This window comes from Actinoplanes sp. CA-131856, assembly GCF_050956135.1.
Taxonomy (GTDB): Bacteria; Actinomycetota; Actinomycetes; order Mycobacteriales; family Micromonosporaceae; genus Actinoplanes.
Genome location: NZ_CP191849.1, coordinates 3,080,763 through 3,104,576 on the forward strand (window position 1 = coordinate 3,080,763; position 23,814 = coordinate 3,104,576).

The window sequence follows — 23,814 nt, forward strand, 5'->3', positions numbered from 1 at the left end:
GTCTGTCGAAGCCCCGGTCACCGTTGGCCGGCTTCTGGGCGCTGCTGGTCGGCGGCGCTCTGCTGGTGGTGCTGACGGTGGCGCTGCAGCCGATCACCGACGTGCGCGACTGCCGGAACTACAACGCTTCCGGTAACGCCAGTGCTTTCCCCAACGAGATGTGGGACCTGTACTACCCGGCGCTGCTACTGCTCTGGCTGTGGGTGATCATCGTGGAACAGTTGCTCCCGGTGACCTGGAACGGCCGGAGGGCGATTCTGGTCGTCGCCCGGGCGCTCCTCGCCGTCGCGGCTTGTGTGGTCGCTTCCTGCGGTGTGGGCATCAAGATCCTTGGACTCTGCCATTAGGCCGATCCGGATCTCGATGCCCACCGTGCTCGGTCTGGTCCCGGCGGGTTTGCTCGCGCTACCGGCGGCTGCCGGCGATGTTGCCCGCGGATCGAAGACGTTCGCCGAGCAGGTCGGCGGGATGACACGCCGCAGCGAGCGCTTATGACTGCCGGGCGCCTGGCGTCGAGGACCTCATCTCAACGACAGACGGCACGATTGGCGCGACCCGGGGGAAGGAAGCGGCCATGCTCGTCAAGCATCAATCCCTAGAACCCAAGAAGTCTCAGTGGTGCTTCAGCAACGGCGACAGGCCAGGGCCACGGCGAGCACGATGGCGCAGAGTCCGGCGACGATACCGGCGATCGGCAGTGAGCCGGAGTCGAAGAACGCGGCGACCAGCAAGGAGGCGTGCGTCAAGAGCCGCGCGACCGGTGGGTCTCATATTGATTTGTCCGTTCTCGGGGTGCGGGGCAAACTTCGCGGATGATTGAGGTTCGTGTCCTTACTGATGACGACTGGGCGCTGTGGCGGGAGCTCCGGCTCTGCGCGCTGACCGAGGCGCCGTACGCCTTCGGGTCGCGGCTGGCGGACTGGCAAGGCGACGGTGACCGGGAGGAACGCTGGCGTGCACGGCTCGCTGTCCCTGGCTCCTACAATTTGGTGGCGTCGGTCGACGGAAAAGCGGCCGGAATGGCCAGCGGCGTGCTGACCGATCAGGCTGGGACCGTCGAGCTGATTTCGATGTACGTCGCCCCGCACGGCCGCGGTCGCGGACTGGGTGACCTTTTGATCCAGCGGGTGGAGCAATGGGCCCGGCACGCCGGTGCGGCGGAACTGCGGCTGGCGGTGGCGGACGGAAACAACAATGCCTGGGCGCTCTACGAGCGGAACGGCTTCCGCGAGACGGACGAGCAGGGCGACCTCATGCCGGACGGTGTGCGTCGCGAGCACGTCATGGCGAAAAGACTGTCGGGGAAGGGATTCCGATCACGATGTCCTGCGGGCGATGGCTAGCCGGTTCCGGTACTGCTTGGTGACTGCTCCGCTGTAGACGTCGTCGATCAGGTGGGAGATGCACGCGAACAGGTCGCCGCGTGCCTGCGGCGCCATGGCTCGATGGCCGGAGTACGTCATGAGCAGGTTCAGATATTCGGGGGCCGTGTAGGTCTGTTGCCACTCGTAGCGCCGGATTTCGACGGGCCCGAATCGTGCCGATCGATCGAACTCGGCCGCCTCCTCGGGGGTTTCGTCATCGGTTGTCAGGCGCATGCCGGGCGGTGTCGCGGGGTCGAAGCGTTCGTAGCATCGCTGGACGTCGGCGAAGAAGGCGTTCGTCCCGCCGGCGATGTGGTGTGTCGAGACGATGCCGAGGGATCCGCCGGGCCGCAGCAGGTCGGCGGCTCTGGTCATGCGCAACTCCGGGTCGAGCCAGTGGAACGCGGTCGCCGAGAGGATCGCGTCGAAGGTTCCGTCGGCGGCCGGCCAGTCCTCGAAGGCCGCCGCGACGACTGTGACATTCGGGAACCGCGCGAGATTGCGCCGGGCGACGGCGGCCATGTCGGGGCTGAGGTCCATCGCGACGATGTCGTATCCCCGTTGTGCCAGGGGCAGGGTCGCTTGGCCGGTTCCGCATCCGATCTCCAGCACCCGGACGCGTGGACCGAGGTCCGCGAGGGTGGCGAGGTCGGTGAACAGCTGGGCCGGATAGGCCGGACGGCATCGGTCGTAGAGTTCGGCGTCTTGGCCGAATGTGGTGCGCAGGGCTTCCCGGTTGGTGTCGGTCATGGTTGCGGGTCATCCCTTCGAGTCGCGCCTGTGACGCGCGTCACTGTATTCGTCTGAATGGATGGTCATCCCCGAACGAGGTCTGATGTCGGCGATGCAAGGGGGAGTCGTTCATGCTCAGGCCGTATTTTGCCCTGGCGGCGCTTGCCGGAGGGCTGATCAGTGGAATCCCGCCGCGCGGGGGAACTGTGGAGAAGGACGCCTACGGGGTGTCCCATGTGCGAGCCGGTAGTCAGCGGGAACTGTTCTATCTGCAAGGGATGGTGCACGCCGAGGACCGAATGTTCCAGATGGACGTCTCGCGGCGGCGCGCCTCGGGGACTCTGGCCGAACTGATCGGTGGTGGGGCGCTGGCCAGTGATGTTCAGATGCGGACTCTGGGGCTTCGCCGGTCGGCTGCGGGCGGGCTCGGGCTGCTGTCGAAAGAGACCCGGGCTGCCCTGAAGGCGTACGCGGACGGTGTCAACGATTGGCTCGCGCGCGGGAAGCTTCCCGGCCAATATCAGGCCGTGAAGGTCACCAAGGTGGCGCCCTGGACCGAGGTGGACAGTCTTGTCGTCATCAAAGCGCTCGCGTTCAGCCTCTCTTTTGATCTGGACATCGACCGGACCACTGCCGTACGGGCATTCGACGCGGCCGGCAAGGACGGACAGAAGGCTGTCTTCGGGGATCTGATGCCGTTCGCGCCCTTCTCGACCGCCTCGCCGGTGGTCGATTCCGCGACTCGGCCGGGTAGGTCGCCGCAGGTCGACGGTGTGGACCTTCCCGCGTCTGTGGCGACAATGGCGGCCGGCTATCTGAAAGAGGCCGAGCGGGCCCCGCTCATCGCGGCGGCGCTCAACCGGTCGGGGGATCGCGGTTCCAACTCGTGGGTCATCGGTGGACGGCACACCGCCAACGGGCGGCCCATTCTGGCCAGCGATCCGCATCTCAGCATCGACGCGCCGTCCGTCTTCCACCCGATCGATCTGCGGGGTGGTGGCTTCGACGTGCAGGGCGACAGCCTGCCGGGTACACCGTTCGTCATTCTGGGGCAGAACCGGGACATCGCCTACGGTGCGACCCAGCATTTCATGGACGTCACCGACACGTACGTCGAAAAGGTCGAAGCCGACGCCTCCTCGCCCAGCGGGCTTTCGACGGTTTTCCAAGGCCGGCGGGAGGCCGTCACGGCCATTCCGGAGACATTCCGGGTCAACCCTCGGACGGCACCGGACACGCTCGACGTGGTGCCTCCGGGCGGCGCCGTGCCGGCTCGGACGCTCATCGTGCCGCGGCGCAACAACGGACCCCTTCTGACGTACGACCGGACGGCCGGCACGGGCATCTCGGTGCAGTACACCGGGTTCGCGCCGACCGCCGAACTGGAGACGTTCCGGCTGTTCAACCTGGCGCGTGACGTCGGTGACTTCCGCGAGGCGATCCAATATTTCGACGTGGGCGGGCAGCATTTCGTCTACGCCGACCGCAAGGGCACCATCGCCTACTTCACCAACGCCGAGGTGCCCATCCGTGAGGACCTTCAGGCCGGGAAGGTGCGGGGTAATCCGCCCTATCTGCTGCGGGACGGCACGGGCGGCAACGAATGGCTGCCGGTCCGTCATCGGCAACCGCATCAGGCCCTGCCGTACGAAATCGTGCCGTTCGCCGAAATGCCCAAGGTGGTCGATCCGCCGGCCGGGTTCATCGTGTCGGCCAACAACGATCCGACGACCAACACGTTCGACAACGACATGTTCAACCAGCTGCGACCGGGTGGCGGCATTTCGTACCTCAGCTTCTTCCACAACGGTTTCCGCGGCGGCCGCATCACCGACATGGTGCGGGCCGCGGTTCGCGAGGGCGGCGTCACGGCCGGAGACGTCGTCGCCATGCAGGCCGACACGACCGCGCTGGACGCGCAGTATTTCGTGCCGTTGGTGAAGGCCGCGTTCGGCCGTTCGAAGCGCAAGGACGCACGGCTCGCCGAGGCCGTGGGCCGGCTGGGCCGGTGGAACCACACCTTCCCGACCGGTGTTCCCACGGATTACGACGGGGCGCCCAGCGCGCGGGAGATCGAGGACAGCGTGGCCGCCACGATCTACGTGCTGTGGCGGGGCCGGTTCATCACCGAGGTCTTCGACCGGCACCTCGCAGGGCTGCCGACGACCAGTGACTTCCACGCCGTGCAGGCGCTCAAGCGGCTCGTCGAGCGGGGCGGGGTGGGCGAGTCGGGCATCGACTTCTTCGCCGTGCCCGGCATCACCGATCCCACCGCGCGCCGGGACCACCTGATGCTCAAGAGCCTCGGCGACGCGCTGACGCTGGCCGCGAGCGACAACTTCAAGGCGGCCTTCGGCAACTCGGCCGACCAGCGCGACTACCGGTGGGGCAAGCTGCACCGGCTCACGCTGGCGTCGCCGCTCGGCGCGCCGTACTCGGTCCCGTCGTCCGGGCCCGGCATCCCGATCGACGGCGCCGGCAACGTGCCGGACGTGGCCGGTCATCCGCTGCGCGCCGACACGCCAGAGAAGTTCGTCCTCAGCCTCGTGCCGGCCCGCCGGTTCGTGGCCCAGGCCGAGGCGCCCGGCTGGCGGTCGGTGAGCTCGCTGCCCGGCGGGACCAGCGAGGATCTGGGTGACCGGTTCGCCCTGAACCTGCTGCCGGGCTGGCTGGCCAATGAGACGTACCCGGTCGGTACCTGGACCGGATGAGTGATAATCGGGCCTATGCTCGCGAAGCGGATCGTCACCGTCCTGGCCACGCTGCTCGCCATCCCCGGTCTGGGTGCCTGCGGCAGCGTCACCCCGGCCGAGGCGCGCCGGGACGAGCCGGCCGCGATCGCCCCGGTTCCCGCTTCCCCCGGCGTCCGCAGTGTGGTCCACGAGATCAGGGCGGCCGCGCCCCGCAACGTGCCGGCCGCCTTCCCGCTGCCGCCCGGCAGCCGGGTGACCAGCCTGTCCGACCCCGAGTCCGGCGCCTCGTTCGTGCTGAGCGCGCCGGACCCGGAGGCGGTGCTCTCCTTCTACCGCCGCGAGCTCGCCCGCGGCGCCTTCACCCTGGTCGCCGACCGCGCCGCCGCGGAGACCACGAGCCTGGCCTTCCAAGAGGCACAGGGCTGGGCCGGTACGGTCTTCGCGACCACCCACCGCGTGACGGTGGCCGTCAAGCGGGCGTGACGGTGACAGTGACGGTGTGCCATCCGGTGGCCCCGCTGGGGAAGGGCGTGGCCCGTTCCCGGGTCTGCACGGCGCCGTCACCGTCGACGGCGCGGACCGCCAGCGAGTGCGGCCCGGCCGCGGCGTTCCAGCGGTAACGCCACTGCACCCAGGTGTCGGCGGAGGGCACCGGGAGCAGCTCGGCCTCCCGCCAGGGGCCGCCGTCGACGCTGATCTCGACCTTCGTGATGCCGCGGCGCTGGGCCCAGGCCACACCGGCGACGGTGACCGGGCCCGGGGCGAGGCGGGCGAACGGGCGCGGCTTGTCGATGCGGGAGGCGGTACGGACCGTTCCGGCCCGGGCCCAGCCGCGCTCGACCCAGTAGGCGTCGAACGCGGCGAAGGTGGTCAGTTCCAGTTCGCTCACCCACTTGCAGGCGCCGGCGTAGCCGTACAACCCGGGGGTCAGCATGCGCACCGGGAAGCCGTGCTCGGGCGGAAGGGGCGCGCCGTTCATGGCGACCGCCAGCATGGTGTCGCGGCCGTCCAGAGCCGTGGCGACCGGCGTGCCGATGGTCATGCCCTCGGCCGAGCGGGCCACGATCTGGTCGGCGCTGTCGAGCAGGCCGGCTTCCCGGAGCAGAGGGCCCAGGGGTACGCCGAGCCAGCGCGCCGTGCCGATGTAGGGGCCACCGACCTCGTTCGAGACGCAGTTGAGGGTGATGTCCCGCTCGATGAGCGGGCGGCGCAGCAGATCGTCGAGGGTGAGCCGCAGCTCGCGGCCGACCATGCCGTGCACCCGCAGTGACCAGGTGTCCGGATCGATCCGGGGCACGGTGAGCGCCGTGTCGACCCGATAGAAGTCGCGGGTCGGGGTGGCCAGGCCGGGATCCGACGGTTGGGCCGCCGAAGCCGGCGCCGGAAGGCGGAGGTCGGTGCGGACCCTTCCGGCCGTACGCCGGACGAGCAGCGCGCCGCCCTCCGCAAGCACCGCCGCGCCGGCCACGAGCGCCGCTCCCCGAAGAAACGCCCGACGCCCGGGGGAGGGGGGAGCCGCCTGGTTCAGGAGCCACCACAGAGTGGCGCCGGCGATGGTGGCCGCCAGCACCGACGGGCCGGCGTCGGGGAGCGTGCCGGCGGGCCGCGACAGAGCCGCGGCCGCGCCGGCCACCCCGAGCACCGCCGCGCCGGCCGCCACCAGGACGCGGCGGCGCTGCCCGAGGGCGCCGATCAGAGCGGCGAACAGCGCCAGGACCACTCCGACCGACGCCAGCAGCACCGGCTTGTCGTGGGTGCCGAGCTCCCGTACGGCGAACTCCTTCACCGCCGTCGGAGTCGCGTCGATGACCGCGCCGCCCACCACCACGAGCGGCCCGGCCCCGGGCCGGGCCGCGGCCGCGAAAAGCTCCGCGACCGCGACACCGAGACCCGCGGCGAGCACCCCGGCCGCAGCGCCGCGCAGGAGGCCGCGCATCAGCTCTTCGGCATCAGGACGGAGTCGACGATGTAGACGTTGGCGTTGGCGGTCTGCACGTTGCCGCAGATTACCGAGGCCGCGCCGTTCACCGTGAAGTCGGTGCCCGAGCCCGCCACCATCAGGTCCTTGCCCTCCAGCGTCTTGTGGTCGCCGGCCAGGTCGGCCGGCGTCAGCTTTCCGGGCACCACGTGATAGGTCAGGATGTCGGTCAGCGTCTTCTTGTCGGCCAGCACCTTCTTCAGATCGGCCGGCGGGATCTTGCCGAAGGCGTCGTTGGTGGGCGCGAAGACCGTGATCCCGTCGGCCGAGTTGAGCGAGTCGACCAGCCCGGCCTGCTTGACCGCCGAGACCAGCGTCGACAGCAGCGGGTTGCCGGAGGCCGCGGTCGCGACCGGCACCTGCGCCATCGCCTGGAAGCTGCCCTTGTTCGCCGGGTCGGCGGGCACCGCGGCGCAGCCCTCGCCGAAGTTGACCATTGAATCGGACATGCTCGGCGAGGAGGCCGGTGCCGCCGGGGAGGCCGGTGCCGCCGGGGAGGCCGGTGCCGCCGGGGCGGCGGAATCGGTGGAGTCGTTGGAGTCGTTGGAGTCGTTGCCGCAGGCCGCGAGCGAGATCGTGAACAGGGTCGCCGCGGTGAGGGCTACGAGCTTCGGTGCACGCATGGGTTTTACTCCTCCGAATCGGGTTCGTACACCTTTGATTCGGTACGAGGCCTGCGGCGGCTTGGTCGGAGATCAAAGTATTTTCACGAGCGCCTCCGGTGTGGTCGTCGGCGTCCTCGACCCCGGCGCGGGCTCGACCGTCACGCCCACCGCGGACGAGCCGGACAGGCCCTCGACGATGCGCACGGTGGCCGACTGGCCCACCCCGAGCGCCCCGGCCGACGCCGCCCCGCCCGAGCGGATCGTCCAGAGCTGGTAGACCCGCTCCCCGGACGGGGCCGCCGACGCCGCCAGCATGATGACGCCCGCGTCGTTCAGGCGCGAGGTGGCCACGGTGACCCGGCCGCCGCTGCTCAGCGGCTCCTCGCGGACCACCAGGTCGGGGGAGGTGAGGATGGCCCGTACCCGGGCCTCGCCGGCCCGGGCCGCCACGGCGGCCGCGCGCTCGTCGTCGAGCCGATGCTCCTGCACCTGGAAGACGGTTCCGCCGGCCACGAGCACCGCGGCCGCCGCCGCGACCACCGGCCACAGGCGGCGCGTGGTCCGCACCCGGGCCGGCGGCCCGAGCTGACGGGTCCGCCGGATCTCGGCCCGCACCGATTCCCGCAGCCGGGGCGGCGGAACCGACCAGGCGCCGTCGGCCAGCCGGGCGCCCGCCTCGCGCAGCTCTCCCACCTCGGCCCGGCACGCCTCGCACTCGCGCAGGTGCCGCTCGAAGGTGGCCCGTTCGATGTCGTCGACCGCGTCCAGGACGTACGGCCCGACCAGGGTGTGTGCGTCGGTGCTCATGCCGCCACCCCCGCCGAGAGGCAGTCCCGCAGGCGGATCAGCCCGTCCCGCATCCGGGTCTTCACCGTCGCCAGCGGCGCCCCCAGCAGCTCGGCCACCTGCGGATAGGTGTGCCCGTGGTAGTAGGCCAGGGTGACCACCTGCCGTTGCAGCTCGGTCAGGCCGTCCAGGCAGTGGCGCACCTGCCGGCGTTCCAGCCGCACGGCCACCTCGTCCACGACCTCGTCGAACGGCGTGTCGATCGAGGCCGCGCCGACCTTGAGGGTGCGGTCGGCCGACGCCTGTTCCGACCGGATCCGGTCGACGGCCCGCCGGTGGGCGATGGTGAAGATCCACGCGGTCGCCGATCCCTGGCCGGGGTCGTATCGGGCCGCCGACCGCCACACCTCGACCAGCACCTCCTGCGCGACCTCCTCGGCCTGGGCCGGGTCGCGCAGCACCCGCCGGATCAGCCCGTAGACGCGGGCCGCCACCAGCTCGTACAGCCGGTCGAAGGCCTTCTCGTCACCGCGGGCCACTGCCCGGAGCAGGGTGCCGGCGTCCGGCTGCGGTTCCGGGCCGGGCACCGGTGTCAGGTGCTCCGGGCGGCGGCCGATGCCGCGCTCTGCCATGGTGTCGCCTCTCCGCGGATCGAATCTTCCAGAAGGCGATTCGGAGCCATGGCTTCCGCGGATTGGTCACTGTTCACGACGTACGAGTCCTGGAGCTCCGATGGGGTGACGGCCCGGTCGAAGTGCCAGCCCTGGCCCAGGTGCACGCCGAGGCCGGCCAGCGTGGTGGCGTCGTCGGCGGTCTCCACGCCCTCGGCGACGACGACGGCGCCGACCGCGGTCCCGAGGTCGACCAGCGACCGGACCACCACGGGCAGCACGGTGTCGCGGTGCAGGCCGGTGACGATGCTGCGGTCGAGCTTGATGACGTCGGGGCGGGTCGCCACGATGTGGCGCAGCGACGAGTAGCCGGAGCCGACGTCGTCGATGGACAGGCGCATCCCGCGGGCCCGCAACGGCGCCAGCACGGCGTGCAGCGCGTCGTAGTCCTCGACGGGATCGTGCTCGGAGAGCTCCAGCACCACGCGGCTCAGCGGCATCGCGCTCAGGGCCTCCCGGCCCTCGCGGGTCATCAGCGTGCCGGGGGAGATGTTCATCGCGACGTAGCCGGAGACCCGGGTCAGGTGGGCCGCGGCCGAGCGCAGGGCCAGGATCTCGAGCCGGTCCCGCTCGCCGATCAGCTCGGCGTCGGCGAAGCACTCGTCGGGCGGCTGGTTCCACTGGCGCGGGAAGCGGCTCAGCGCCTCCGCGCCCACCCGGCGGCCGGTCGCGAGGTCGACGATCGGCTGCACCAGGACGACCGGGCCGCCGGCGTCGATCAGCGGACGGTAGCGCCGTTCGAGCTCGACGGCCCGGCGGCGCTTGTGCACGTCGGGTTCGATGACGACCGCCGCAGCCTGGGCCAGGACCGCCATCAGCGCCCCGTCGCGGTCGGAGAGCCGGTCGTCGGCGGTGAACCCGCCGGCGCAGAACGTGCCGTACAGGCTGCCGTCGCTGAGCACCACCGGGACCGACACGAAGTTGCGGATGCCGGGCACATGCGCGGCCGGCAGCGTCATCGCCTCGGCGAACTTCGCGGCGTCCGGGATGACCGTAGGCAGGCGCCGGTCGAGGATCGCCTGGCAGAACGAGGTGGGCTGCGCGAACATGATGCCGTCGTGGAACACCTCGGGCTGGTCCGACTCGACCACCTCGAGGTGCTGCGTGATGCCGTCCAGACGGCTCAGGAAGGCGAAGTCGAGCCCCAGCGACCGCCGAGCGGTTCGCAGCAGCTCGGCCACCTGCTCGGCCGCCACGTCACGCTGTCTCATCACGTGCTGCCTCATCGGCTCACCGGCGGGCGACCTGAGAAAAGCGCCTGTGGTCGGGCGCGACAAATCGATCGTCTTCATGTTGTCGGCCGGGCCAAAGACAAGCGGGCCGGGTGATCGGCAGTCTTTCGGCACACGCAGCACGTGGAGGCACTATGAAGGCTTTGCGATGCGCGGCCGCGGCGGGAGCTGTGGTGCTCCTGGCCGCCTGCGGTGACGACGGCGGCGGCGGGCCTGGCGGGGGCCGGCCGGTCGACGGCAAGACGTTCACGATGGCGGTGGCGGGTGACCCCGGCAACCTCGATCCGCATTTCACCTCTCTGTCGGTCACCGGGCAGGTCGACCGGTTCCTCTACGACTCGCTGCTCGGCTTCGAGCCGGACGGCAAGATCCGGCCCGGGCTGGCCGAGAAGTGGGAATCGACCAGCACGACCGCCGCCTTCACCCTGCGCAAGGGTGTGACCTGCGCCGACGGGACGCCGCTGACGGCGGCCACGGTCGCCGCGAACATCACGTTCGTGGGTGACCCCAAGAATTCCTCGACCCGGATCGGCCTGTACGTCCCGGCGGGTGCCAAGGCCACCGCGGACGACACGGCCGGCACGGTCAGCGTGACCTCGCCGACCCCTGACGCGTTCCTGGAGCGCAACCTCGGCGCCCTGCCGATCGTCTGCGCCAAGGGCATGGCCGACCGTACGAAGCTCAAGCAGTCGTCCGACGGCGCCGGCCTCTACACGGTCACCGAAGCCGTTCCCGACGACCACTACACGCTGACCCGGCGCAAGGACGTGACCGGCCCGGTCGGCCTTCCGGAGAAGGTCGTCATCCGGGTCATCACCAACGAGACCACCACGGCCAACCTGTTGCTGTCGGGTGAGATCAACGCGGCCCGCTTCACCGGCCCGGACAGCCAGCGGCTCCAGGGCGACGGCTTCCTCAAGCGCGACGTGCTCGCGCCGACCGGCGAGATCTGGTTCAACCAGAAGAAGGGCCTGCCCACCGCCGACCCGGCCGTCCGCACAGCGCTGATCCAGTCGCTCGACCTGAAGCAGATGCAGCAGGTCTTCACCAGCGGCCGCGGCGGCACCCCGACCGGCCTGGTGGCGCCGGCCAACACCCCGTGCGAAGGCGACAACGTGACCGGCAACCTGCCGGGCTTCGACGCCGCCGCGGGCAAGGCGGTCCTGTCCGGGAAAGCCCCCAAGCTCACAGTGGTCTGGGGCGCCACCGGCGCGGCCGGTGCTCAGGCCGCCGCCGAGCTCCTGCAGCAGCAGTGGCAGGCCGCGGGCGTCCAGGTCGAGCTGAAGTCGGTCACCACCACCCAGGTCGCCCAGATCGCGGCCGGTCAGCTCGCCTGGGACGTGGCGATGTTCCCGATCGGCGTGACCCTGCCCAGCCAGCTGGTGCCGTTCCTGTCCGGGCCGACGCCGCCGGCCGGCGCCAACTTCGGGTCCTTCGACAACAAGGCGTACACCGATGCCGTGGCCGCCGCCCAGAAGCTCACCGGGGACAGCGGCTGTCCACAGTGGGACGCGGCCGAGAAGGCCGTCATCAAGAACCTGGATCTGGTGCCGTTCGCCAACGCCAACCTGCCGGTCGTGGCCCGCGGCGCCGACCTCGCGCTGACCGAGGCCGACATCGATCCGGCGTCGATCCGCATGCTGGGCTGAACCGTGGACGCCACCTGGACGCGGTTCGGCGCCCGCCGGGCGGGACGGCTGCTGCTGTCGGTCTGGGTGCTGGTGACCGCGGCCTTCCTGATGATCCACGTGCTGCCGGGCGACCCGGTCCGCGCGTCGCTCGGCCCCACCGCCCCGCTCGCGCTGATCGAGCAGCGGCGCGAGGCGCTGGGGCTCGACGATCCGCTGTGGCGGCAGTACGTGGACTACCTCGGTCACCTGGTGACCGGCGACCTCGGCGTGTCGATGACCTCGGGCCTGCCGGTGGACGAGGTGATCTCGTCGCGGCTCGGATCGACCGTCGAGATGGCGTTGCTGGCGTTCGCGGTGGCCGTGCTCATCTCGGTGCCGCTCGGCCTGCTCATGGCCGTGCTGGCCCGCGGCAACAAGAACCGCGACTGGTTGCTGACGTCGACCGGCGTGGTGGTGGCGACCATTCCCGAGTTCCTGATGGCGGTCGGACTGGTCTTCGTCTTCAGCGTCCAGCTCGGATGGACGCCGGTCGCCGGGCGGTCGGGCCCCACGTCGTACATCCTGCCGGTCCTGGCCCTGGCCATCGGCCCCGCCTTCATGCTGGCCCGGATCATCCGGGTGGAACTGCTCGCGGTGCTTCAGGCCGATTACATCCGTACGGCCCGGGCCAAGCGCCTGCGGCCGGCGGCGATCTATCTGCGGCACGCGCTGCCGAACGCCCTGACGGCCACCCTGACCGTCGGCGGCCTGCTGCTCGGGGCGCTGGTGGCCGGCACCGTGCTGATCGAGAACATCTTCGCCTGGCCCGGGCTGGGCGGCACGATCGTCCAGTCGATCCTGGCCAAGGACTATCCGACCGTGCAGGGCGTGGTCCTGGTGTACGGGATCGGCGTGCTCCTGATCAACCTGGTGGTGGACGTGGCGCTGGCCGTGCTCGACCCGCGCTCGGCGATCCGGGAGAGCTGATGGCGTTTCTGAGGAAGCCGCTCGGCGCGAGCGCCGCGGTGCTCGTGGTCCTGGTTCTGGGGCTGGCCGTGGTGGCGCCTCTGCTGTGGCAGGAGCGGGCTGACGCCGTACAGCCGAACGAGATCCTGCAAGGTCCGTCGGCGGCGCACTGGGCGGGAACCGATCTGCTGGGGCGCGACATCCTGGCCCGCGTGCTGGTGGCGACGCGGCTGTCGGTCGGGCTGGCGCTGCTGGCGACCGGGATCGGGGTGGGCACGGGCCTGCTGCTCGGCACGGCGCCGACGCCGCTCGGGCGGCGGGCCGGACGGGTGATCGGCGCGGTCATCAACATCGCGGTGGCCTTCCCGACGCTGCTGCTGGCGCTGTTCTTCGCGGTGATCTTCGGAGTGGGCGCGAAGGGGGCGGTGCTGGCGATCGGCTTCGCGACCGCACCGGCGTTCGCCCGGCTCACGCAGACGCTGGCCGCGACCCTCTCGGGGCGTGACTTCATCGCGGCGGCGCGGGTGGCCGGTGTGGGCCGCGTCCGCATCCTGCTGCGGCACGTGCTGCCGAACATCGCCGAGCCGCTGGTCGTGTCGGCGACGATGGCGGCCGGGAGTTCGCTGCTGGCCTTCGCGAGCCTGTCGTTCCTCGGGCTGGGGGTGCAGGCGCCCGGCTACGACTGGGGGCGGCTGCTCGGTGAGGGGCTGGCCCAGATCTACATTCATCCGGCGGGGGCGCTGGCCGCTGGTGCCGCCGTCATCCTCGCCGCGATGGCGTTCAACCTGACCGGTGAGGCGGTGGCTCGGTCGATTGTCTCGATAAATGTGGACAAATCGCGCACGCCGATAGCGGCGGCACCCGATTTGCCGGCCGAGGAGGCATTGCTTCGCGTGGCCAACCTTCGGGTGAGCTACGGCGACGTGACCCCGGTCCGGGGTGTGAGCCTCACCGTGGGCGCCGGCGAAGCGGTCGGCATCGTGGGCGAATCGGGCTCGGGCAAGAGCCTGACCGCCCTCGCCATCGCCCAGCTGATCGAGTCGCCGGGTCGCGTCCAGGCCGACCGGCTCGACTTCCTCGGCCGGGACCTGCGCCACGGCGACCACCGCACGCTGCTCGGCACCTCGCTGGCCATGGTCTTCCAGGACCCGATGACCTCGCTCAACCCCACCCACAAGGTGGGCCGCCAACTGGCCGAGGTCGTCCGCGAGCACCAGGGCGCGACCCGGGCGGCGGCCTGGCGCCGGGCCGTCGACCGGCTTGCGGCCGTACGGATCCCGGACGCGGCCCGCCGCGCCCGCCAGCTCCCGCACGAGTTCTCCGGCGGCATGCGGCAACGGGCGATGATCGGCATGGGTGTGATGGCGAGCCCGCGGCTCATCATCGCCGACGAGCCGACCACCGCCCTCGACGTGACCGTGCAGCGGCGGGTGCTCCAGCTGCTGGCCGACGTCCGGGCCGCCGAGGGGGCCGCCCTGCTGTTCATCAGCCACGACGTCACCGTGGTGGGCCAGGTCTGCGACCGGGTGCTCGTCATGTACGCCGGCCGGGTGGTCGAGGACCTGCCCACCTCCTCGCTGGCCGGGGGCGCTCTCCATCCGTACACCCAAGCTCTGGTCTCGGCCGTTCCCGACATGACCACCGACCGCGACCGGCCGCTCGCGGTGATCCCCGGACGCCCGCCGGATCCCCGCGCGCTGCCCTCCGGCTGCGCCTACGCCCCGCGCTGCCCGCTCGCCACCGACCGGTGCCGCTCGGAGGATCCCACCCTGACCGCGTACGACGACGGCCGCCGCGTCGCCTGCTGGCACGCCGAAGCCCATCTGGAAGGAGCATCATCGTGACACAGTGGACCGATCGTCTGGCCGAGCTCGCCTCGCGCCACCACGTGCCGGGCGCGACCCTCGGCATCTCCCACCAAGGGCAGCAGACCGAGGCCGCGTACGGGGTTCTGAACCTTCGCACCGGTGTCGAGGTGACCACCGACTCGCTGTTCCAGATCGGCTCCATCACCAAGGTCTGGACCGCCACCCTGGTCATGCAGCTGGTCGCCGAAGGCAAACTCCAGCTCGACGCCCCGCTGGTCGAGGTGATGCCCGAGCTGCGCCTGAGCGACCCCGGCGTCACCGCCAAGGTGACCATGCGCCACCTGCTCACCCACACCAGCGGCATCGACGGCGACGTCTTCACCGACACCGGCCGCGGCGACGACTGCCTGGAGAAGTACGCGGCCGGGCTGGCCGAGGCGGCCCAGAACCATCCGCTGGAGGCCACCTGGTCGTACTGCAACTCGGGCTTCTCCCTGGCCGGCCGCGTGATCGAGAAGCTCACCGGCACCACCTGGGACGCCGCCCTGCGCGAGCGGATCATCGGGCCGCTCGGGCTCGAGCACACCGTGACCCTGCCCGAGGAGGCGCTGATGCACCGCGCCGCCGTCGGGCACGTCACCAACGACGGCGAGCAGGCCGTGGCGCCGGTCTGGGGCATCCCGCGCTCGGCCGGCCCGGCCGGCGCGATCGTGTCCACAGTGGGCGACGTGCTGCGGTTCGCGCTGTCGGGAATGCACCCCGAGATGGCCGAGCATCAGGTCGACCTGCCGGACACGCACCTGCTGGGCGACTCGTGGGGCCTCGGATGGGAACGCCTGAACTGGGGCGGCCACCGCCTGATCGGGCACGACGGCAACACCATCGGGCAGGCCGCGTTCCTGCGCGTGCTGCCCTCCCAGGGGCTGGCGGTCACCCTGCTGACCAACGGCGGCAACGGGGCCAAGCTGTACGAGGAGCTGTTCCGGGAGATCTTCGCTTCACTGGCCGAGGTGCCGGTGCCGCATCCGCTCGGGCCGCCGGCCACACCCGTCGAGGTCGACATCACCCCGTACGTGGGCGTCTACGAGCGGGCCAGCATCCGCCAGGAGGTGCGGCCCGACGGGGTGCTGCGGGTGAGCGTGACCGGGCCGATGGCCGAGGTGCTCCAGGAGAAGCCGGTCGACTACTCGATGGTCGCCGTCGGGCCGGACCTGTTCGTCTGCCGCGATCCGGAGACCGGCAACTGGATTCCGGCCACCTTCTACGAGCTGCCCACCGGCGAGCCGTACCTGCACTTCGGCGCCCGGGCCACCCCGCGATGCGCGAGCTGACCTTCGAGGACGTGACCGTCCGGTTCGGCTCCCGCCGGCACGGCACGGTCGCGGTCGACGGCGTCGACCTGGTGGTGCCGGCCGGGCAGGTCGTCGGCCTGGTCGGCGAGTCCGGCTCGGGCAAGTCCACGCTGGCCCGGGCCGCCGTCGGGCTCGTCCCGCTCACCAGCGGCCGGATCCTTCCCGTCCCGCGCGGGGGCGGCCCGGTGCAGATGGTCTTCCAGGACCCGTACTCGGCCCTCGACCCGCGCATGACCGTCGGAGCCTCGATCGCCGAGGTCGCCCGGGGACGCACGGACGTGGCCCATTTCCTCGACCTGGTCGGCCTCCCGCCGGACCGGGCCGGGGTGCGCCCCGGCGTGCTCTCCGGCGGTCAGCGGCAGCGGGTGGCGCTGGCCCGAGCGCTGGCCGCCCGCCCCGAGGTGATCGTGGCCGACGAGATCACCTCGGCCCTCGACGTCTCCCTCCAGGGCGCCGTCCTCAACATGGTCCGCGACCTGCAACGCCGGATGGGCCTCACGATGCTGTTCATCTCGCACAACCTGGCCGTGGTCCGCTATGTCAGCGACATCGTCGCCGTCATGCGCGAGGGCCGGATCGTCGAGTGCGGACCGGTCTCCCTGCTGGAGGAGCCGAGCCACGAGTACACGCGAGAGCTGCTGGATGCCGTCCCGCGCCCCTAGGCTGGCCGGCATGAGCCAGCAACCGCGGGCCAGCCTCGGCCGGGTCCTCGACGACCTGGGCGCCACGCTGCTCGACCTGGTGCACGGGGACGTGAGTTCGCCCGAGCCGATCGCCGGCATCGCCATCCACGACCCGTTCGACGAGCCGCATCTGCCCACCCCCGCGCTGGTGCTGGGGGTGGGCCTGCGGTCTCCGGAGGAGATCGCGGCGCTGCTGCGCGCGCTGGGCGGTCAGGCGGCGGCTGCTTTGGTCGTACGGGCTCCGGTCGCGGCCACGGAAGAGGTCCGCGCCGCCGCCGACGAGTCCGGGGTGGCCCTTCTGGCCCTGACCAGAGGCGCGTCCTGGGCGCAGTTGGCGGCTCTGCTGCGCTCGATGCTCAGCCAGGGCGACGTGGGCGGCCCCGAGACCCTCGGCGGCCTGCCCTCGGGCGACCTGTTCGCGCTGGCCAACGCGGTGGCCGCCCTGGTCGACGCGCCGGTCACGATCGAAGACCCCGACTCGCGGGTGCTGGCCTTCTCGGGCCGCCAGGAGGAGGCCGACGAGTCACGGGTGGAGACCATCCTGGGCCGCCAGGTCCCGGAGCGTTTCGCCCGCCTGCTCACCGTCGCCGGCGTACACCGGGACCTGCACCGAAGTTCCGAGCCGGTGTACGTGACCCCGCCGCCCAGCGGCGCCGACGACTTCTCGGTGCCGCGGGCCGCCGTGGCCGTCCGCGCCGGCGACGAGTTCCTCGGCTCGATCTGGGCGGCGGTGCGCGAGCCGCTCACCCCCGACCGCTCGCGAGCCTTCAGCGACGCCGCCAAGTTGGTTGCCCTGCACCTGCTGCGCTTGCGGGCGGGCGCGGACGTCGAACGCCGCCTGCGCACCGAGCTGGTCGGGACCGCGCTGGAGGGCGGACCCGGCGCCCGGGAGTCACTGGCCCGCCTGGGCCTGGCCGACCAGCCGCTGGTGGTGCTGGCCCTGGCCCCGGCCGCGGTGGAGTCGGCCGCCGACCGTTCCGGCCTGGCCGCCGACCGCCAGCGCCTGGCCGACGCGCTGGCCATGCACTTGAGCGCGGTCCACGCGGGAAGCGCGGTCGCGTTGCTGGGCGACGTGGCGTACGGCCTCTTGCCGGCGATGACCGAGGAGAGGGCGGTCAAGGTCGCCACGGAGTTCCTGGACCGTGTCGGCGACCGGGTGCCGGCCCTGGTCGGGGTGAGCCCAGCCGCCCCTTCCGTGGCGACGATCCCCGCCGCCCGCGCCAGCGCCGACCGGGCCCTGAGGGTGCTGCACTCCGGTTGTGGCCGCCGGGTGGCCCGCCTGAGCGACGTCTACACGGCGGCACTGGTCCTGGAGATGCGCGACTCGGTGGCAGCCCGAGGCGACACCCCCACCGGCCCGCTGGCGAAACTGCTGGCCTACGACGCCGAACACAACGCCGACCTGGTCGAAACCTTGTCCGCGTGGCTGAACGCCTTCGGCGACGCGGTGGCGGCCGCGGCCGCCCTGCATGTCCACCCGAACACGTTCCGCTACCGCTTGCGCCGCCTGGCCGAGGTGGGCGACCTGGACCTGTCCGACCCCGAGGCCCGCTTCGACGTCATGCTCCAACTGCGCCTGTTTCCTTGAGGGCCTAGTTGTCCGTCGTGACGACGGTGACGGCGGCTGCGGCGGTTGCCGCGGCTATTGCGGCGGCCGTTCGGGTCACGGCGGTGTTCACGGCCTCGGCGCCCCAGTGGCCCTGCTCGAGTTCCTTGGCCCGCTTGATGACCGGGGACGACCAGGCCAGTTGCGGCCGTAGCAGGGGCAGCGCGCCGCTCGACGAGAGCAGGGCGATGAGCGCGGCCGTCCGGGCGTCGGGCTGTGCCCCGTCGACCAGGACCCCGCGGATGCGGTCGCGCAGGACGGGCTCGTGGTCCGAGTCCGTGGCCGGCAGCATGGTCATCTTGAACAGGCCCAGCACGCGCTTCTTCTCGCGGCGGATCAGGCCGTGCCCGATCAGCCGCTCGACGACCGGGTCCCAGAGCTTTCCGCCGATCGACAGCAGCAGCGTCTGGGCGGCGCGCGGCTTCTCGGCCACCTTGTCGTACGCCTCCTGCAGCAGCTGATCGCCGAGCGGGCCCTTGCCCGTCGCGTACACCTTCCGCCCGTCGGTCTCGACCCGGCCCAGCAGGGCCAGCTCGACCAGCACGGCCCCGCCCAGCGCGTAGGGCAGGGTCCCGGCCGCGGCCGGCGTCCCGGTCTCGTCGTCCAGCAACAGCAGCATCAGATCTTCGACCAGGAGCATCTCTCACAGCCAATCGTGTTCGCGGGCGTACCGGGCCGCCTCGTGGCGGGTCTGAGTCTGTGTCTTCTGCATGGCGCTCGACAGGTAGTTGCGGACCGTCCCGGGCGCCAGGTGGAGCCGGGCGGCGATGTCGGCCACCGAGTAGCCGTCGCCGGTCACCCGCAGCACGTCCAACTCGCGCTCGGTGAGCGGGCAGTCGTCGATGACGGCCAGGGCCGAGACGTCGGGGTCGATCCATCGTTTGCCCGAGTGCAGGGTGGCGATGACCGTCGCGATGTGTGCCGGCTCGGCCGACTTGCTCACGAAGCCCTGCACACCCAACTTCAAGGCCTTCCGCAGTACGCCCGGACGGGCGTGCCGGGTCAGCATGAGGATCACTTGCGCGGGGCGGGCCCGGCGGATCTCGGCCACCGCCCCGAGCCCGTCCACGTTCGGCATCTCCAGGTCGATCACCAGCACGTCCGGCTCGTGCCGCAGCGTGGCCGCGACGGCCTCCCGCCCGTCCGAGGCCTCGGCCAGCACGGTGATGTCGCCTTCCAGCGGCAGCAGGGCCGCCATCGCCTTGCGCAGAAGGGCCTCGTCGTCGGCCAGCACCACCCACGTCACCGCACACCCCCGTTCACCGCGGGGAACACCGCGGCCGTCGTGAACTCGCCGGCGTCGACCGCCACGGACAGTTCTCCTCCGTCGCTCGCTATTCGTTGCCGCAGGGCCGAGAGCCCGCGCAGTTCGAGCGGCCCGTTGCCCGGGGCGCCGTCGTTGACGATGGTGATGCCCGACGCCGCCAGCGTGATCCGCACCCGGGTGGCCTGCGCGTGCCGCAGGATGTTGGTCGTCGTCTCCCGCAGCACCTGGCCGAGCATCTCGCTCACCCGCGCGTCCGCCTCCGACTCGCGCGTGACACGCACCCGGATCCCGGCCGCCTCGAACAGGTTCTTCGCGTTCTCGAGCTCGGCCGACAAGTTCAGCCGCCGTTGGGCGTACGCCAGCTCCTTGGTCTGCTGAATGGTGTCGCTGACCAGGCCGTGGATCTCACGCAGCTCCTCCTCGGCCCGGGCCGGGTCGCTCTGCACGAGCTTGCAGGCGAGCGCCGCTTTCAACTTCACCACGTGCAGCGTGTGGCCCTGGATGTCGTGCAGGTCGCTCGCGAAGCGCACGCGTTCACGGATGACGGCCAGCTCGGCCTCGCGTTCCCGGGACACTTCCAGCTCCTGCACGATGTCGTAGAACCTCTCGCCGGCGAAGGAGAGCACCATGACCACCGCGGTCAGGGCGGACGGGACCAGGACGTAGTCGATCAGCACATCGCCGGTCCCGACCAGCAGGCGGCCGGCACCCACCCCGGCGACGTAGACCAGCACGGCGGCCGCCGCCGCGTACTTGTGGCGCGGCAGCCGCGGCAGGGCCAGCGAGGCCACGCTGATGAATCCCCAGTACGCGTTGGGGCTGGCCACCAGGAACACCCCGGCCGGCCAGACCGCGGCCGCCACGATCAGGCACGGCCAGGCCACCCGGCCGATGTCGTTGGCCGTCCACCGCTCGAAGGCCACCAGCGCCGCGATCGCCCCCGGGGCCAGCACGAGCGCGTGCCACCAGGAGCGCACGTCGACCGCCACCACGACCACCGCCGCCAGCACGATCGGCGGCAGCGCGGTGTAGAGGTTGAGGCGGCGCAGGCGTCCCTGGGTGGCCTCGGTGATGCGCAGCGATCTTGCCTTCACCCTCCCAGTATTCGTGCCGATCGCGGCGGCCAGTAGTGACACCACGTCATATCCGGTTGATGACACGGCGACACTGAACGGACGGGTGGGGTCGCTGGTGTCATCGAGTCATGCCGACAACGCCAGTCATCGAAGTCGACCATCTCAACCTGAAGTACGGCGACTTCCACGCCGTACGGGATCTCTCGTTCGAGGTCCGCCCCGGTGAGCTGTACGCGCTGCTGGGCACCAACGGGGCCGGGAAGACGTCGGCCCTGGAGACCATCGAGGGGCACCGGACCGCGACCTCGGGCACGGTCCGGGTGTTCGGGCACAGCCCGCGCGACCGCGCCGCCGTCCGCCCCCGGATGGGCATCATGCTCCAGGAGAGCGGCTTCTCGCCGGACCTCACCGTCCGCGAGTCGGTCGGCCTGATCGGCCGGCTGACCCGGCGGACGGACGACGTGGACCGGGTCATCGACGTGGTCGAGCTGACCCGCAAGGCGGGCACGCTGGTCGGCCAGCTCTCCGGCGGCGAGAAGCGCCGTCTCGACTTCGCCACGGCCGTCTACGGCACCCCCGAGCTGATCTTCCTGGACGAGCCGACCACCGGCCTGGACATCCAGTCCCGCGACGACCTGTGGACCGCGGTCGACCGGCTCCGCGAGAACGGCTCGACCGTCGTGCTGACCACGCACTACCTGGAGGAGGCGCAGCAGCGGGCCGACCGGATCGGGCTGATGCACCAGGGTGTCCTGCGCCGCGAGGGCACGGTCACCGAGCTGACCCGTACGCTGCCCGCCGTCATCAACTTCACGCTGGCGGCTCCCGCCCCCGCCTTGCCCTTGCCGGCCTCCCCGAACGCCGGCGGGTCGGTCCGCGTCGAGACCTTCAACCTTCAGAAGGACCTGCACACGCTGCTGGCCTGGGCGCAGGACCACACCGTCGACCTGCGGGATCTGTCAGCCGGGCCGACCCGGCTCGACGACGTCTTCCGTGCCATCGAGTCCTGAGGAGCTTTCCGTGTACGCCATCGCCCGTTCCGAACTGGTCCAGATCTTCCGTAACCGCCTGGTGCTGGTCACCAGCCTCATCATCCCGGTCGCGGTCAGCGCGTTCTTCATCTACCGGCACGAGGAGTTCGCTCAGGCCGCCACCCTCGGTTACATCGCCGCGATCGTCATGTTCACCGTCGGCGCCTTCGGCCTCTACGCGTCGACCGTGACGACGCTCGCCTCACGCCGGCAGAACCTGTTCCTGAAACGCCTGCGCTCGACCGCGGCCGGCGACGCCGGCATCCTGGCCGGCCTGGTCGCCCCGGCCACGGTCATCGCGCTGATCCAGCTGGCCGGCATCCTGACCGCCTTCGGCGTGGTGGCCGGCCGCCCCGACAACATCCCGCTGCTGATCCTGGCCGTCCTGGGCACGGTGGCCATGATGATCGCCCTGGCCCTGGCCACGGCCGGCGTCACCAACTCGCCCGAGCACGCCCAGGTCACCACGCTGCCGGTCAGCCTCGGCGTCATCGCCGTGGCCAGCTGGGTCGGCATCACCGGCACGGAGAGCCAGGAGCTGCTCAAGCGCCTGCTCCCCGGCGGCGCCGCCACCGAACTGATGCTCAACGCCTGGAACGGCGGCGTCGCCCTGTCCGACTCCCTGCTCCTGCTGGCGCCCACCTTCGCCTGGGTCGTGATCGCGGTCTCGTTCGCCCGCCGCATGTTCCGCTGGGAGCCCCGCCGCTGACAGCTCTCAGTTCACCGCGCGCAGGCCGTTCCGGGGATAGACGAGTGCGCGCAATGTGTTCTCGGCCTGGGCGTCGGCTGGGGTGATCACTGAGAGGCGCTGTTCGGAGCCGTCCTGGACGGCCAGGACGTCGTAGCGGACCGTCATCACGCCGCCGGTGGGGTGGAGGACCCGTTTGGTGCCGTTCGTGCGCTCCTGCACCGTCTGGTCGTCCCACCAACCGGCGAACTCGGGGCTCTGCCGGCGCAGGCCGTCGATCAGGGATCGGAGGCGGGGGTCGCCGGGGTGCCGGGCCAGGTTGGCGCGCAGGTTGCCCACGTGTTCGCGGGCTATCCGGGTCCAGTCGAGCTGGAAGGCCCGGGCGCCGGGGTCGAGGAAGAGCGGCTCCGCCGTGTTGGTGCCGACGGCGAAGCCGGGGCCGAACAAGGCCACCGCAGCCGCGTTGTGGGCCAGCACGTCGAACCGGAAGTCCAGGATCCAGGCCGGGGTGGTCGGCATGCTGTGCAGCAACGCCCTCAGCGACTCGCTGGCCGGGGCCGGCACGTGGCGGGACGGTGGGGCCTCGCCCCGGGCTATCAGGTGCAGGTGGTGACGTTCGGCCTCGGTCAGTTTCAGGGCCTGGGCCAGCGCGTCCAGGACGGCGGCGCCCGGAACACCGACCCGGCCCTGCTCCAAGCGGATGTACCAGTCGATGCTGACCGCGGCGAGCTGGGCGACCTCCTGGCGCCGCAGGCCCGGTGTCCGGCGGGGGCCCGTCTCCGGCAGGCCCACGTCGGCGGGACGTACGCGCGATCGCATCGCTCGCAGGAAGGCGGACAGCTCGGGTCGGGCGGGCGGCATCGTTACAGTCTGCTCCGGGCCGCGGCCGTACGTCATGTGGTGAAGGTGGCACTCCGGGCACCAGGATGCGGAAGATCTTCCTGCCCGGGGCGGCCGGTCGCAGGCTCAGTGGTGTTCGGAGAGCAACCACTGAGAAGGAACGTCATCACATGACTGCCACCAACCCGTTCACCCGTCTCCCGCAGGTGCCCAGCTTCGACGTCACGAGCGATGCCGCCGTCGACGGGAAGGCCCTGCCGCCGGCCCAGATGTCCGGCGCCTTCGGGGTCCCCGGCGGCCAGGACGTCTCGCCCGGCTTGAGCTGGACGGGCGCCCCCGAGGGCACGAAGAGCTTCGCGGTGACCGTTTTCGACCCGGACGCGCCGACGATGTCGGGCTTCTGGCACTGGGCCGTGGCCAACATTCCGGCCGCGGTGACCGCGCTCCCCGCGGGGGCGGGCGACAGCACGGGCTCGGGGCTGCCGGAGGGAGCGGTCCAGCTGTCGAACGACGCCGGACTGCGGCAGTACGTCGGTGCGGCCCCGCCCGCCGGCCACGGCGAGCACCGCTACTTCATCACCGTGCACGCCCTCGACGTCGAGGACATCGGGGTGCCCGCCGGGGCCACGCCGGCCCTGCTCGGTTTCACCATGACCGGCCACATCCTGGGCCGCGCCACGATCGTGGCCACGGCCGAGACGCCCGCCGCCGGGTGACGCGGCAGTGACGCCCGTGCGACGGGGGCGATGGGATCGTGGGCCGACGAACTGTGCGTAGTGAAAGCGTCGGATGCCTGTTCCTGTGAAGGTTCGCGCGCCACGGCCGG

At 71.4% G+C, this 23,814-nt stretch carries 23 protein-coding genes; 13 read left to right on the forward strand and 10 right to left on the reverse strand.

Annotated features, from left to right (window positions below; all coding sequences use genetic code 11):
• Nucleotides 1-23 precede the first annotated feature (23 nt).
• On the forward strand, nt 24-347 hold the full coding sequence (locus ACQP2X_RS14520) for a hypothetical protein (RefSeq protein ID WP_498697199.1): 324 nt from the start codon (nt 24-26) through the stop codon (nt 345-347).
• Nucleotides 348-812: 465 nt separating this feature from the next.
• The gene (locus tag ACQP2X_RS14525; protein ID WP_498697201.1) at nt 813-1,343 is read left to right on the forward strand and encodes a GNAT family N-acetyltransferase; all 531 of its coding nucleotides are present in this window, start codon (nt 813-815) and stop codon (nt 1,341-1,343) included.
• Here the strand turns inward: ACQP2X_RS14525 and ACQP2X_RS14530 are convergent.
• A complete protein-coding gene (locus ACQP2X_RS14530; protein ID WP_498697203.1) occupies nt 1,317-2,114 on the reverse strand; it encodes a class I SAM-dependent methyltransferase in 798 nt (265 codons plus the stop codon). The genes ACQP2X_RS14525 and ACQP2X_RS14530 overlap by 27 nt on opposite strands.
• 218 nt (nt 2,115-2,332) lie before the next feature.
• Between ACQP2X_RS14530 and ACQP2X_RS14535 the strand changes: the two genes are divergently transcribed.
• Together ACQP2X_RS14535 and ACQP2X_RS14540 are read left to right on the forward strand one after the other, a co-directional pair.
• The gene (locus ACQP2X_RS14535) at nt 2,333-4,807 is read left to right on the forward strand and encodes a penicillin acylase family protein (protein WP_498697206.1); all 2,475 of its coding nucleotides are present in this window, start codon (nt 2,333-2,335) and stop codon (nt 4,805-4,807) included.
• Between the two features lie 15 nt (nt 4,808-4,822).
• Nucleotides 4,823-5,272 (forward strand): hypothetical protein, encoded by a 450-nt coding sequence (locus ACQP2X_RS14540; RefSeq protein WP_498697207.1) that lies wholly within the window; start codon nt 4,823-4,825, stop codon nt 5,270-5,272.
• Here ACQP2X_RS14540 and ACQP2X_RS14545 read toward each other — a convergent pair.
• From ACQP2X_RS14545 to ACQP2X_RS14565, 5 genes are all read right to left on the reverse strand, one after another.
• Entirely contained in the window at nt 5,259-6,725 is a 1,467-nt protein-coding gene (locus ACQP2X_RS14545) for a molybdopterin-dependent oxidoreductase (protein ID WP_498697209.1), read from the reverse strand. The two genes, ACQP2X_RS14540 and ACQP2X_RS14545, sit on opposite strands and share 14 nt — an antisense overlap.
• Nucleotides 6,725-7,390: a fasciclin domain-containing protein gene (locus tag ACQP2X_RS14550; RefSeq protein WP_498697211.1), complete on the reverse strand. Its 666-nt coding sequence runs from the start codon at nt 7,388-7,390 to the stop codon at nt 6,725-6,727. Before ACQP2X_RS14550 ends, ACQP2X_RS14545 begins: the two co-directional genes overlap by 1 nt.
• A gap of 72 nt (nt 7,391-7,462) precedes the next feature.
• Nucleotides 7,463-8,179: an anti-sigma factor gene (locus tag ACQP2X_RS14555; protein ID WP_498697213.1), complete on the reverse strand. Its 717-nt coding sequence runs from the start codon at nt 8,177-8,179 to the stop codon at nt 7,463-7,465.
• Nucleotides 8,176-8,790: an ECF RNA polymerase sigma factor SigK gene (sigK, locus tag ACQP2X_RS14560; RefSeq protein WP_498697216.1), complete on the reverse strand. Its 615-nt coding sequence runs from the start codon at nt 8,788-8,790 to the stop codon at nt 8,176-8,178. The genes ACQP2X_RS14555 and sigK overlap by 4 nt, the downstream gene beginning before the upstream one ends.
• Nucleotides 8,751-10,040 (reverse strand): EAL domain-containing protein, encoded by a 1,290-nt coding sequence (locus ACQP2X_RS14565; RefSeq protein WP_498697219.1) that lies wholly within the window; start codon nt 10,038-10,040, stop codon nt 8,751-8,753. The genes sigK and ACQP2X_RS14565 overlap by 40 nt, the downstream gene beginning before the upstream one ends.
• 155 nt (nt 10,041-10,195) lie before the next feature.
• Between ACQP2X_RS14565 and ACQP2X_RS14570 the strand changes: the two genes are divergently transcribed.
• The 6 genes from ACQP2X_RS14570 to ACQP2X_RS14595 are packed head-to-tail and all read left to right on the forward strand — an operon-like array spanning nt 10,196 to nt 18,068.
• A complete protein-coding gene (locus ACQP2X_RS14570) occupies nt 10,196-11,710 on the forward strand; it encodes an ABC transporter substrate-binding protein (RefSeq protein ID WP_498697222.1) in 1,515 nt (504 codons plus the stop codon).
• A 3-nt stretch (nt 11,711-11,713) separates the two neighbouring features.
• Nucleotides 11,714-12,658, forward strand: a complete 945-nt coding sequence (locus tag ACQP2X_RS14575; protein WP_498697223.1) for an ABC transporter permease — start codon at nt 11,714-11,716, stop codon at nt 12,656-12,658.
• The gene (locus tag ACQP2X_RS14580; protein WP_498697225.1) at nt 12,658-14,481 is read left to right on the forward strand and encodes a dipeptide/oligopeptide/nickel ABC transporter permease/ATP-binding protein; all 1,824 of its coding nucleotides are present in this window, start codon (nt 12,658-12,660) and stop codon (nt 14,479-14,481) included. Before ACQP2X_RS14575 ends, ACQP2X_RS14580 begins: the two co-directional genes overlap by 1 nt.
• Nucleotides 14,478-15,776: a serine hydrolase domain-containing protein gene (locus tag ACQP2X_RS14585; protein WP_498697227.1), complete on the forward strand. Its 1,299-nt coding sequence runs from the start codon at nt 14,478-14,480 to the stop codon at nt 15,774-15,776. The genes ACQP2X_RS14580 and ACQP2X_RS14585 overlap by 4 nt, the downstream gene beginning before the upstream one ends.
• Entirely contained in the window at nt 15,764-16,459 is a 696-nt protein-coding gene (locus tag ACQP2X_RS14590; RefSeq protein WP_498697229.1) for an ABC transporter ATP-binding protein, read from the forward strand. Before ACQP2X_RS14585 ends, ACQP2X_RS14590 begins: the two co-directional genes overlap by 13 nt.
• 10 nt (nt 16,460-16,469) lie before the next feature.
• Nucleotides 16,470-18,068 (forward strand): PucR family transcriptional regulator, encoded by a 1,599-nt coding sequence (locus ACQP2X_RS14595; RefSeq protein WP_498697230.1) that lies wholly within the window; start codon nt 16,470-16,472, stop codon nt 18,066-18,068.
• Between the two features lie 4 nt (nt 18,069-18,072).
• Here ACQP2X_RS14595 and ACQP2X_RS14600 read toward each other — a convergent pair whose 3' ends face one another.
• Genes ACQP2X_RS14600 through ACQP2X_RS14610 form a run of 3 tightly spaced genes read right to left on the reverse strand, consistent with a single transcriptional unit; the run spans nt 18,073 to nt 20,447 of the window.
• Nucleotides 18,073-18,726, reverse strand: a complete 654-nt coding sequence (locus ACQP2X_RS14600; protein ID WP_498697232.1) for a GOLPH3/VPS74 family protein — start codon at nt 18,724-18,726, stop codon at nt 18,073-18,075.
• Nucleotides 18,727-18,729: 3 nt separating this feature from the next.
• Nucleotides 18,730-19,332 carry a response regulator transcription factor gene (locus ACQP2X_RS14605; protein WP_498697236.1) on the reverse strand — a complete coding sequence of 201 codons (603 nt, stop codon included), beginning with the start codon at nt 19,330-19,332 and terminating at the stop codon, nt 18,730-18,732.
• Complete coding sequence (locus tag ACQP2X_RS14610; protein WP_498697238.1) at nt 19,329-20,447, reverse strand: sensor histidine kinase; 1,119 nt, start codon at nt 20,445-20,447, stop codon at nt 19,329-19,331. The genes ACQP2X_RS14605 and ACQP2X_RS14610 overlap by 4 nt, the downstream gene beginning before the upstream one ends.
• Nucleotides 20,448-20,557: 110 nt before the next feature.
• Here ACQP2X_RS14610 and ACQP2X_RS14615 point away from each other — a divergent pair, with 110 nt between their 5' ends.
• Nucleotides 20,558-21,439, forward strand: a complete 882-nt coding sequence (locus ACQP2X_RS14615) for an ABC transporter ATP-binding protein (RefSeq protein ID WP_498697240.1) — start codon at nt 20,558-20,560, stop codon at nt 21,437-21,439.
• Nucleotides 21,440-21,449: 10 nt separating this feature from the next.
• Nucleotides 21,450-22,169 carry a hypothetical protein gene (locus ACQP2X_RS14620; RefSeq protein ID WP_498697243.1) on the forward strand — a complete coding sequence of 240 codons (720 nt, stop codon included), beginning with the start codon at nt 21,450-21,452 and terminating at the stop codon, nt 22,167-22,169.
• A gap of 6 nt (nt 22,170-22,175) precedes the next feature.
• Here ACQP2X_RS14620 and ACQP2X_RS14625 read toward each other — a convergent pair whose 3' ends face one another.
• Nucleotides 22,176-23,009 carry a helix-turn-helix transcriptional regulator gene (locus tag ACQP2X_RS14625; protein WP_498697245.1) on the reverse strand — a complete coding sequence of 278 codons (834 nt, stop codon included), beginning with the start codon at nt 23,007-23,009 and terminating at the stop codon, nt 22,176-22,178.
• Nucleotides 23,010-23,158: 149 nt separating this feature from the next.
• Between ACQP2X_RS14625 and ACQP2X_RS14630 the strand changes: the two genes are divergently transcribed.
• Nucleotides 23,159-23,704 carry a YbhB/YbcL family Raf kinase inhibitor-like protein gene (locus ACQP2X_RS14630; RefSeq protein WP_498697247.1) on the forward strand — a complete coding sequence of 182 codons (546 nt, stop codon included), beginning with the start codon at nt 23,159-23,161 and terminating at the stop codon, nt 23,702-23,704.
• Nucleotides 23,705-23,814 lie beyond the last annotated feature (110 nt).

Coding starts and splice junctions, on each gene's coding strand:
- ACQP2X_RS14525 (WP_498697201.1), top strand. CDS start 813: ATGATTGAGGTTCGTGTCCTTACTGATGACGACTGGGCGCTGTGGCGG.
- ACQP2X_RS14530 (WP_498697203.1), bottom strand. CDS start 2,114: ATGACCGACACCAACCGGGAAGCCCTGCGCACCACATTCGGCCAAGAC.
- ACQP2X_RS14540 (WP_498697207.1), top strand. CDS start 4,823: ATGCTCGCGAAGCGGATCGTCACCGTCCTGGCCACGCTGCTCGCCATC.
- ACQP2X_RS14545 (WP_498697209.1), bottom strand. CDS start 6,725: ATGCGCGGCCTCCTGCGCGGCGCTGCGGCCGGGGTGCTCGCCGCGGGT.
- ACQP2X_RS14550 (WP_498697211.1), bottom strand. CDS start 7,390: ATGCGTGCACCGAAGCTCGTAGCCCTCACCGCGGCGACCCTGTTCACG.
- ACQP2X_RS14555 (WP_498697213.1), bottom strand. CDS start 8,179: ATGAGCACCGACGCACACACCCTGGTCGGGCCGTACGTCCTGGACGCG.
- sigK (WP_498697216.1), bottom strand. CDS start 8,790: ATGGCAGAGCGCGGCATCGGCCGCCGCCCGGAGCACCTGACACCGGTG.
- ACQP2X_RS14565 (WP_498697219.1), bottom strand. CDS start 10,040: ATGAGACAGCGTGACGTGGCGGCCGAGCAGGTGGCCGAGCTGCTGCGA.
- ACQP2X_RS14570 (WP_498697222.1), top strand. CDS start 10,196: ATGAAGGCTTTGCGATGCGCGGCCGCGGCGGGAGCTGTGGTGCTCCTG.
- ACQP2X_RS14580 (WP_498697225.1), top strand. CDS start 12,658: ATGGCGTTTCTGAGGAAGCCGCTCGGCGCGAGCGCCGCGGTGCTCGTG.
- ACQP2X_RS14590 (WP_498697229.1), top strand. CDS start 15,764: ATGCGCGAGCTGACCTTCGAGGACGTGACCGTCCGGTTCGGCTCCCGC.
- ACQP2X_RS14595 (WP_498697230.1), top strand. CDS start 16,470: ATGAGCCAGCAACCGCGGGCCAGCCTCGGCCGGGTCCTCGACGACCTG.
- ACQP2X_RS14600 (WP_498697232.1), bottom strand. CDS start 18,726: ATGCTCCTGGTCGAAGATCTGATGCTGCTGTTGCTGGACGACGAGACC.
- ACQP2X_RS14615 (WP_498697240.1), top strand. CDS start 20,558: ATGCCGACAACGCCAGTCATCGAAGTCGACCATCTCAACCTGAAGTAC.
- ACQP2X_RS14625 (WP_498697245.1), bottom strand. CDS start 23,009: ATGCCGCCCGCCCGACCCGAGCTGTCCGCCTTCCTGCGAGCGATGCGA.
- ACQP2X_RS14630 (WP_498697247.1), top strand. CDS start 23,159: ATGACTGCCACCAACCCGTTCACCCGTCTCCCGCAGGTGCCCAGCTTC.